Origin of the sequence: Capnocytophaga sp. oral taxon 326 str. F0382 (genome assembly GCF_000318295.1) — a bacterium.
Classification (GTDB): Bacteria; Bacteroidota; Bacteroidia; order Flavobacteriales; family Flavobacteriaceae; genus Capnocytophaga; species Capnocytophaga periodontitidis.
The window spans coordinates 3652-13157 of the sequence record NZ_KB291454.1 but is presented as its reverse complement, the minus strand read 5'-3'; the positions used below and the strand labels follow the sequence as shown (position 1 = coordinate 13157).

General features: G+C 39.3%; 9 protein-coding genes. 3 read left to right on the top strand and 6 right to left on the bottom strand.

Annotated features, from left to right (window positions below; translation table 11 throughout):
• Positions 1 to 53 precede the first annotated feature (53 nt).
• The 5 genes from HMPREF9073_RS12160 to HMPREF9073_RS12145 all read right to left on the bottom strand — a co-directional run bounded on the left by HMPREF9073_RS12160 (position 54) and on the right by HMPREF9073_RS12145 (position 3978).
• Complete coding sequence (locus HMPREF9073_RS12160) at positions 54 to 653, bottom strand: hypothetical protein (RefSeq protein ID WP_009414075.1); 600 nt, start codon at positions 651 to 653, stop codon at positions 54 to 56.
• Between the two features lie 25 nt (positions 654 to 678).
• On the bottom strand, positions 679 to 1455 hold the full coding sequence (locus tag HMPREF9073_RS12155) for a hypothetical protein (RefSeq protein WP_009414074.1): 777 nt from the start codon (positions 1453 to 1455) through the stop codon (positions 679 to 681).
• A 14-nt stretch (positions 1456 to 1469) separates the two neighbouring features.
• Positions 1470 to 3089 (bottom strand): TerB family tellurite resistance protein, encoded by a 1620-nt coding sequence (locus tag HMPREF9073_RS12150; RefSeq protein WP_009414073.1) that lies wholly within the window; start codon positions 3087 to 3089, stop codon positions 1470 to 1472.
• Between the two features lie 20 nt (positions 3090 to 3109).
• Positions 3110 to 3247, bottom strand: a complete 138-nt coding sequence (locus HMPREF9073_RS15755) for a hypothetical protein (protein WP_009414072.1) — start codon at positions 3245 to 3247, stop codon at positions 3110 to 3112.
• A 359-nt stretch (positions 3248 to 3606) separates the two neighbouring features.
• Positions 3607 to 3978, bottom strand: coding sequence for a DUF2493 domain-containing protein (locus HMPREF9073_RS12145; RefSeq protein ID WP_009414071.1), 372 nt, complete (start codon positions 3976 to 3978; stop codon positions 3607 to 3609).
• A gap of 96 nt (positions 3979 to 4074) precedes the next feature.
• Here HMPREF9073_RS12145 and HMPREF9073_RS15575 point away from each other — a divergent pair, with 96 nt between their 5' ends.
• The 3 genes from HMPREF9073_RS15575 (at position 4075) to dnaJ (ending at position 7084) form a co-directional block, all read left to right on the top strand.
• Positions 4075 to 4935 (top strand): YafY family protein, encoded by an 861-nt coding sequence (locus tag HMPREF9073_RS15575; RefSeq protein ID WP_157453525.1) that lies wholly within the window; start codon positions 4075 to 4077, stop codon positions 4933 to 4935.
• Between the two features lie 438 nt (positions 4936 to 5373).
• Positions 5374 to 5955 (top strand): nucleotide exchange factor GrpE, encoded by a 582-nt coding sequence (locus HMPREF9073_RS15570; protein WP_034555917.1) that lies wholly within the window; start codon positions 5374 to 5376, stop codon positions 5953 to 5955.
• Positions 5956 to 5965: 10 nt separating this feature from the next.
• The gene (gene dnaJ / locus HMPREF9073_RS12125) at positions 5966 to 7084 is read left to right on the top strand and encodes a molecular chaperone DnaJ (RefSeq protein WP_009414068.1); all 1119 of its coding nucleotides are present in this window, start codon (positions 5966 to 5968) and stop codon (positions 7082 to 7084) included.
• A 174-nt stretch (positions 7085 to 7258) separates the two neighbouring features.
• Here dnaJ and nagB read toward each other — a convergent pair whose 3' ends face one another.
• A complete protein-coding gene (nagB, locus tag HMPREF9073_RS12120) occupies positions 7259 to 9202 on the bottom strand; it encodes a glucosamine-6-phosphate deaminase (RefSeq protein WP_009414067.1) in 1944 nt (647 codons plus the stop codon).
• Positions 9203 to 9506: the final 304 nt, after the last annotated feature.

Below are 9506 nucleotides of genomic sequence, written 5' to 3'. Positions count from 1 at the left end.
AAGCGATTTTTAGACTTTTCGGACAGCCTCTTTTTTTTGTTTTGTAGGAAGTTTTATTGTTTTCTTTCTAAGATAAAGAAGTGATAAGTGGTTTCAAAAGGATTTTCTATGGTGATTTCAAAAAAATAGGCTTGAGAATCAGCAGTATTCTTAAACTTTTCTTGAAGATTTTCTTTCCAGATGTTATCCTCTGATGATAGCTTTGAAAACTTAGTTTTTTTACTAAGCCAAATTTTTTCAAATTCTTTTCTTTTATTAGCATTACTGTCGCAAACAATAAGTATAAAACCATTACTTTTTCTATTCTTAAAGTGTTTTTGAATAGATTCTTGGTACTCTGAAAAACCTCCTTTATCTTTTGGGAAGTGATATTTAAACTCTATTTTAAAAGGAGTTTCTGTGTTATTCTTATCTATTAATGATAAATCTACACGAGTTTTAGCAATGCGAGGGTACTCGGCAATTGCTCTTTTTCCTTGCTCTTTGTGTTTTTGGTTGAAGAGTTCAACAAGCAAGTTTCTAATTTGAATTTCTTGTTTTAGGTTAAAAAAATTGTCGTTGAGCTCATTTAGTTTGTTTTTGAACTCATCTGATTTGATAATGCTTATCAAACTATCAAACATTTCTTCTTTTGTTCTGATACTATCACTCATTTTCTAATGGTTTTAAGATTAATTTCTACTTTAAAAACTTTTTAGTTTCTTTAACAATAGCAGGTATTAGTTCTCGAGAAAAGCTATTGCTTAATTGTCGGGTGTGGATAAGAATACGTTTGTTATCCTTACTAAAGTGTAAGAAATAGCGGTCTCTTCCTACTTTTATTTCCTTTTGAAAAACGACATCAAAAGTTTGTTCTAAATTAATGTGGTAACGGCTTGGATAATTACCGGCTGCTACAATTACAATAGGGAACTCTTTGAAAAAAGGCATTGCAAAGAGAGGTTTACGCTCTTCTATAGACTGTTTTCTAAGGGCTTCTATATCTTCATTTTTGTAGCTTTCTTTAGTAGGGTAGTCGCTGAACTCGGTGATAAAAAACTCTTTTTGAAAGTTGATTTTCTCAAGTTTTTCATCTTGTAAAAATAGCTGTTCGTAGAGTTTTTCGTAGTTTAAATAGGTGCTACTTGTACCACCATTGTAAGGTTTTCCTTCTTTCCTTATATCCCTTTTGTTAAACTGATTGCCATAAGCATATAAGGGATTTTCGTGAGAGATGGGACGCTCACCATCGTAGTTAGGTACTTCATTGGTAGAGAGTATGTGTTCCCATTGAGATACATTACTTTGGAAGAGCTCTTCTTTCTTCTTTTCTAAATTCTCGGTAGTCTCTTCTTGGGGAATGTGTGCAGCTTCTTTGCCGATTACTAAAACTTTACCCTTAGGGTTGCCATACCCTACAAATAGATTGTTGGCTTTGCAGTAGGCTACTGCCTCTTTGAATGCTTGTGTGTACATATAATTTAAGTTTTTTATAGTTTTTTAATTTCTTCAATTAGCATTTGTTCTGAAATATCAAAATCACCATCGGAATTAGCGATTTTTTCTAGTGTTTTTATTACCTCCAGCTTAGTTTCTTCACTGCTGAACGCTACATCCTTATTAGTTAATTTTGGTAAGGTTTTAGCATTCATCAGTTTAAAAAACTCTTTTTTCTCTGAATTAGTGAAGTTAGCCAAAGAAGTAATTTTTGATGATAAAAATTGCTTTTCTTCCTCAGCAATCACACCGTCGGCTTTTATGAGGTATATCATCAACTTGATTTCTTTTCGTTTGTCTTCTTTCTTTTTATAGGCTTCGGTGTTAAACCATTTAGAAAAAGTATTACTGATATACTTAAAGGCGCTTTTTATATCAAGCGAGACCTTTTCAGCATTAGTAGGCATTACCAATTCAGGATTGTCCCAAAAATCAATAATGATGAGTTTATGTATTTCGTTGGTTAAGAAATGTTTGTACTCTATTTCTACTATAGGAATTACTTGATAGTTGATGTATGCTTTTAGCAGAAGAGGATAGTTTACTTCTGAAAGTTTTGAGTTTTCCTCGTGTTTAATTAACAAAGTTTTGCTAATACTGTCAGTAAGTTTTTTTATTGAGCCATTGATGTTCTCATAAATCAGCTCATTTTGGCTTTTTAGCGATACGTGTTTATGAATGGCTTCTCTTTTTACAACAGTAGTAGTACTTCCTATTTCTGTAGATAAGTCAGATTTGTGATTACTTATTTTGGTGGTTAAGTACTTTATTTGTGCTATACGTCCAGCAGTATGGCAACGAGGGCAATCAATCATACCTCTTCTATGAGGGTCGCCATAACAATGTTCACAAGTAATAATGCCATCACCTCCACATTTATCACATCTTACTTTACCAGAGCACTTACATTTAGAACAAGGAATCTCGCCATTACCTGCACATCTACTACACTGTTCTCTTATTGTATAAGGTTTCCCATTTCTATACTCAGTTTTTTCTGTTCGTCCTTTTCCATCGCATCTTGAGCAACGATTTTTTCCACTGCCATTACATCTTGGGCAAGCTACTTCTCCACTTCCGTTGCATTTGTTGCATTTCCATTCGTGTCGCCCTTTACATTCTTTATCTTTACAAGTAACGTATTTATACCCATTGCAATCGGGGCAAGCTTCGCTGAAAGTTTGTTTAGGGAAAAAGAAAATAGGTTGTTTTTGGGCAAAACTATCTCTTTCCATATCAAAAGGGAATAAGGATAGGTCTAAGTGAGTATTCACTGTTTGTTCTTCAACTTTTGCGTGTTCAAGATTTTTGAAGTTCTTAAGAAGAGATTCGTCTTTGACAACAGCTTGCTCTTGAAAGCGCTCGGCTCCGTCTGTAAATACACGAAACTGATTTTCGTATTTTTCCTCTAAAGGGAAAACAAGTGTGTTAAACTTCCTTTCAGCTTTTGTGTATTCTAACTGAGAGGCATAGTAGTCTTTTCTTTTTACGATAGCATTGTCGTCAATAAGCATTTTAGAATACTCATTTGGGTAACGATTTTTTAAAAGAAGTTTAATGTCTTTTGCATTAATTTCTTTTAGTTGATTTTGGGCTTTGCTTAATAAATTCATAATTTATTTTGTTAAGATAATTATTCCTGAAATAATCCAAAGATATCAACAGATATCCACATAAATGTTAAAAATAGTACTATGATTATAAATACAATAAATGGTAAACATCCAGCACCTTCTTTAACTTCTTCTTTTTCAACATTTTCTCTTCTCATAATTAAATATAGTTTTTAGTGAGAGCTTACTTTAAATGGTTTTCGGCTTCCCCAATGTTTTACAAAAATAGTTTGCGGGCATCCCGTTTTACTTAGCTCGTTGCCCGACCAAAGGCATAGTGTAAAGCAAAAGGAACGCCCGCATACGCGAACGCTTCCGTCTTTACTTTCTGTACACTATTGAAAAATTGGTCGTATTTCGAGCTTAGAAAATAAAAGCGAAACGCTACTAATATGTTTATTTTGTGTTTATCTGGTTTTTACTATAAAATATGTTTTATGAGTTTCTGCCAGCAAATATACAAAATAAAATGATAAGTACGTCCTTTTGCCTTGTTTTTTTAGCTATGAGGTAAGAGTTAAGAGGTAAGAATGCTTTGTTTATACTTGATGATATGTAGCTCTTTTTCAAGTTTTTTGGCTTTTTTAATGCTATCGTTAGTGCCTTTTGACTGTCCGTCCCAGAAGGCAAAAACCACTTCAGCATTTTCAATAATTTGAGTGTTGCGCACAAGGGTAGCCCCACGCCCATACTTTTGGTAGTCGGGTTTGAAAACGAGGAGAGGAATACCCATCTCGGCAGCAAATTGTGCGGCGAGAGTGTCGGCTCCTTTAGCACCACCCGATACGATATTTTCAGGTTTTTCGTGCGTGTTGATATACGCTAAAATACTTTCTTTCAGTAGGGTGTAATCGCTAAAATCACGTCCCCCAACAATGGCTATATTCATATAAATCGTTATTTGTTGGGGCAAAAGTCAATAGCAAGGGCGACAAAAACTGTCGCTCGAAGAAAAAAGTTTGTATATTTGCAAAAAAATAATAAAATGAAGAAGTTTTTAAGACACCGTTTTATTGTGGAACGCCTGCGTATGAAGCCTCATTCGTATGAAGATTTGATAAGGGCTTTAGAAAAGAGTGACGAATATTGCGATCTTGAGATGTTTACTGATCGTACTTTTCTCCGTGATAAACAAGATATTGAGAAAATCTACCACATAAAAATTGAGTATAACAACACTCTTAAAGCGTACGAAATCACAGAAGATAACGACCTCTATACTCAAAATCTATTAGAGGCGTTTGATGTGTTTAGAGCGTTGCAGAATTATGGCAATCTTTCTGAGGTTATTCAGTTTGAAAAGCGATTGCCTGCGGGTACGGAATATTTGTCGCCGCTGCTTAGGGCTATCAAAGAAAAGCGGCAGGTAGCGTTGCATTACTATAAGTTTTGGGATAAAAACAAACAGCCAGTAGTGCGCACGATAGAGCCTTATTTGCTGAAAGAGGCGCAAAGGCGTTGGTATGTATTAGCGTGGGATGTGGAGAAAGAAGCGTTGCGGGTGTTTGGCTTGGATAGAATTAAGCACTTAGACGATGAGCGGGGGGTGAAGTTTCAGCATCCTGTACCGGAGGGCGTAGAGCACTTTTTTGACGATAGTTTTGGGGCGTGGGTGGACAACAAGCGTACGCAAGCGGAAGAGGTGGTGCTCGCCTTTAAAAAGTTACCTACCGACTCGCCTTTTGTGCCTAACCCCGCTGAATACCTCAAAGCGATGCCTTTGCACTCTTCGCAAGAAGTGATGAGTGAAACTGAAGATGAAATTGTGCTCAAACTGCACTTGAAAATTACTCCCGATTTTGTGAAGGAAATACAATCGTACGGCAGTAGGGTAGAGTGGAGGTAAGCAATTGTACGGGTGGCTCAAACTGCCAAAATGGCACTGTTTTTGTAAATGGCAAATTGTTTGCTATCAAAATACGAAATAAATCTAATAAGAATCATTATGAGTACTGAAGATATTAACAAAGACGATTTTGAATTTGAACAAGACCCTGTGGATTACACTCCTGAAGAGGATATGTACGAAACAGTAGAAATTCCTGAAGATGAGGACTTTTACGACTCCGATGAGGACGAGATGCCTTTTGACTTAGAAGACGACGACGACTCTTTTGAAGAAGAAGAACCTGAAACAGAAGAAGAATCGGAAGAGCCTGAAGCAGGAGAAGAAGACTCCGAAGAAGAGGAAGAACCTGAAGAAGAGGAAGAACCTGAAGAAGAGGAAGAAGAATCTGAGGAGCCTTTTGAAGAAGAAGAGCCTGAAACAGAAGAAGAAGCGCCTATAGAGCAACCTCCGGTAGAGGAAGATCCTGTTCCAGTAGAGGAAGAACCTATTGAACAGCCTCCATTAGAAGATGAACCTGCTCATACTTCAGAACCTACTGATGAAGAGCAGATTATGTATAAAGACCCCAACGAACCTGAAAAAACGGATGAGTATTTCAACAAGGAAAGAGATCGCTATTTGCGTTTGTTTGCCGAGTTTGACAACTACCGCCGTAGAACTATTAAGGAACGTGAGGAGTTAATCGCTACTGCAGGAAAGGACATTTTGTCAGCTATGTTGCCTATAGTAGATGATTTTGACCGTGCTTTGGTGGAACTCTCTAAAACAGCAGATGAGAATACGCTACAAGGGGTGAAACTCATCTACAACAAACTTATCAATACACTAAAATCTAAAGGTTTAGAGCGTATGGACGTTGCTCCAAACGATGTATTCGACAGTGAAATTCACGAGGCAATTACGCTCATTCCTGCTCCATCGCCTGAGTATAAAGGCAGAATAGTGGATGTAGTGCAAGCAGGCTACAAATTAGGTGATAAAATAATACGTTTTCCTAAAGTAGTAGTAGCACAATAAGAAGGTTAAAATGAAAAGAGATTACTACGAGATATTAGAAGTACAGAAAACAGCTACGGCTGCCGAAATAAAAAAAGCATACCGCAAACAAGCATTAAAATATCACCCTGACAAGAATCCTGGAGACAAACAAGCTGAAGAGAATTTTAAATTAGCTGCTGAAGCCTACGAGGTGCTCAGCGATGAGAACAAACGCGCTCAGTACGACCGCTTTGGTCACGCTGCCTTTGAAGGTGGTATGGGAGGCGGTGGTTTCTCAATGGACGATATATTCAGTCAGTTTGGCGATATATTTGGCGGTCATTTTTCAGGGAATTTTGGTGGTTTTAGCGGTTTTGGAGGCGGTAGTCAGCAGGTATATGTGAAAGGTGAAAACTTGCGTATACGTGTGAAAGTTACCTTAGAAGACATTGTAAAAGGTACTGAGAAGAAAATAAAAGTACGCCGCAAAGTAAAAGCTGAAGATACAACTTACAAAACTTGCCCAACGTGTAATGGTCGCGGACAGGTGGTGCGACAAGTGAATACAATGCTCGGTATGATGCAAACGGCATCTACTTGTACTGCTTGTGGCGGCACTGGTGAGGTGATTGATAAACGCGGTGCTGATACTGATTCACAAGGTTTGAAAACGGTTGAAGAGACTATCTCTATCAATATCCCAGCAGGGGTGATGGAGGGTATTCAGCTCAGTATGAGTGGCAAGGGGAATGAAGCTCCTGTGAAGAATAGTGTGCCTGGTGACCTTCTGATTCTCATTGAAGAACAAGAACACGAAACCCTTAAACGCGAAGGGGATAACTTGCATTACGATTTGTATATCAGTTTTCCTGAAGCTGTTTTAGGAGCTACTAAGGAAATAGAAACAGTAACAGGCAAGGTGCGCATCAAATTAGAAGAGGGCATACAATCGGGTAAGATATTGCGTTTGCGCGGTAAAGGTATCCCTAACTTGCAAGGACGCGCAACAGGTGATTTGATTGTTCACGTGAATGTATGGACTCCTAAACACTTGAACGACGAGCAAAAAGATTTCTTTAAAAAGATGCAAGAGGATGAGCATTTCAGTCCTAAACCTGATAAGAACGACAAGTCGTTCTTTGAGAAAGTAAAAGAAATGTTTTCGTGAAAATGAATGACGAGAGACGAGGGAGGAAAATCTCAGAGAGACTTGGAGGATCTCGGAGGGGGATTAGAAAATTAGATGTAATGAATAAAAATGAGGCTATCTATTGTTAGATAACCTCATTTTATTTTTATAAACTTTTTAGAAAGTTTCTTCTATAAAAAAATTATTAAATTCTTAGAAGAAGTAACGTTTGAAAGCTTCGATAGCGGCATAGTCGGCGAAGCCTAAATTGCGGTAACGACGAGCGGTTTCGCTGTTACGAGCTTCGGCGCGTTGCCAGAATTCGCGCAAGTCGTCTCCTTGGAACATAGCACCATCTTTTTGAGATTGATGGAAGAAGATGGCTTGACGTTTTTTGAGTACTTGTGTGGGACTCATAGGGACTGCCATTTCGATTTCGTGGATATCCCATTCGTGCCAAGCTCCACGGTATAACCATACCCAGCAGTCTTTCATATAATCTTTGTGTTTTAAGTTTTTCAAAGCAGCAAAGATAGCGTCAAGACATACTTTGTGAGTACCGTGAGGGTCGGCGAGGTCACCAGCGGCATAGATTTGGTGAGGTTTTACTTCTTCAATCAAATCCATAATGATTTTGATATCGGCTTCACCTATAGGGTTCTTTTTCACGCCACCTGTTTCATAGAAAGGCAAGTTGAGGAAGTGTACGTGTTTATCAGGAACTCCTTCGTAGCGTGTAGCAGCCAATGATTCGTGGCGACGGATGTTGCCTTTGAGTTGGCGTACGAGGAGGCTATCGATTTCGTTGGATTTTTTGTTGGTGATGTTGCTAATAATCTCGTTGATTACGGCTACTTCGGCTTTGTTTTCTTTGGCTATATCTTTGAATACTTCGGCGAATTTAAGTGCTTCGTGGTCGGATACGGCAAAGTTACCGGAAGTTTGGTAAGCGACGTGTACTTCGTGACCTTGAGAGACTAAGCGGTCGAAAGTACCACCCATAGAAATCACGTCGTCGTCGGGGTGAGGGCTGAAGATGATTACGCGTTTTTTGTGAGGATGTTCGCGTTCAGGGCGGTTTGTATCGTCGGCATTAGGTTTACCTCCTGGCCATCCAGTAATGGTGTGTTGCAAGCGGTTGAACATAGCGATGTTCAAATCGTAAGCAGGACCTGATTCAGCCAAGAGTTTGGACATACCGTACTCGTTGTAATCGGAATCGGTGAGTTTGAGGATTGTTTTATTAAGGTGTTCGCAAAGCCAAACGATAGCTTTCGCTTTGAGGTCTTCGTTCCACTGTACATCGGTAACGAGCCAAGGGGTTTTGATACGGATGAGGTCGGAAGAAGCTTCTTCGTCTAATACAAAAGTAGTGTTTTCGTGGAGTTGTAGGTAGCTTGAAGGTACTTCGGGGGTGATATCGCCTTCGACGGCTTTGGCTACGATAGATGCTTTACTACTACCCCAAGCAAGCAATACGATGCGATGAGCTTTTAACACGGTGCGTATACCCATTGTAATGGCTTGACGAGGTACATTGTCGATGCCGTGGAAGGTTTCGGCGGCGTCGGCGCGTGTGATATGGTCGAGGGTGATGATGCGGGTACCAGAATTGCGGTTAGAACCAGGTTCGTTGAAGCCGATGTGGCCTGTACGACCGATACCGAGGAGTTGGAAATCGATTCCGCCGCAATCTTGGATTTTTTTATCGTAATTAGCACAGTAGGCTTCTAACTCGTCGTGAGATACGGTTCCGTTAGGGATATTGATATTTTCTTTAGGGATATCAATATGGTTGAAGAGGTGTTCGTGCATAAAGTACCAATAACTTTGTATATCCTGTTTTTCCATTGGATAATACTCGTCTAAGTTGAAGGTAATTACATTTTTGAAGCTAAGGCCTTCTTCTTTGTGCATACGCACAAGTTCGTCGTAAACTTTTACTGGAGAGGATCCAGTGGCTAAGCCTAATACGCATTTTTTGCCTTCGGCTTGTTTCTTTTTGATAAGGTCGGCGATTTCGTGTGCGACACTAATTGAAGCGGTTACTGAGTTCGAGAAGATGATGTTGTGGATTTTCTCGAAACGAGTTTCCTCAACGGAGCCGGCGGGCTGATGAGCGATTGATGAAACTTCTTTTCTGATATGTGTTCTCATTTTTTATTGATAAATGATGTTATAATAATTTCAGATTTGACCCTGCAAAGGTATATCTTTTTTATGATTTATACAAAAAAAATTAACATTTTATTCGAATGACGAGGGACGAATGACGAGGGACGAATGACGAGGAGCGAATGACGAGGAGCGAATGACGAGAGACGAGGGCCCCCGAACCCCCGAAGGGGGACTAGCCGGAAAGGGGGGTGGTGGGAGGAGGTGCGAGCCGCACGGGCGATTAGTGGGAGCTGTGGGAACTATGGGAATGGTGGGAGCAGAGGGAAAGGTGGGAGCAGAGGGA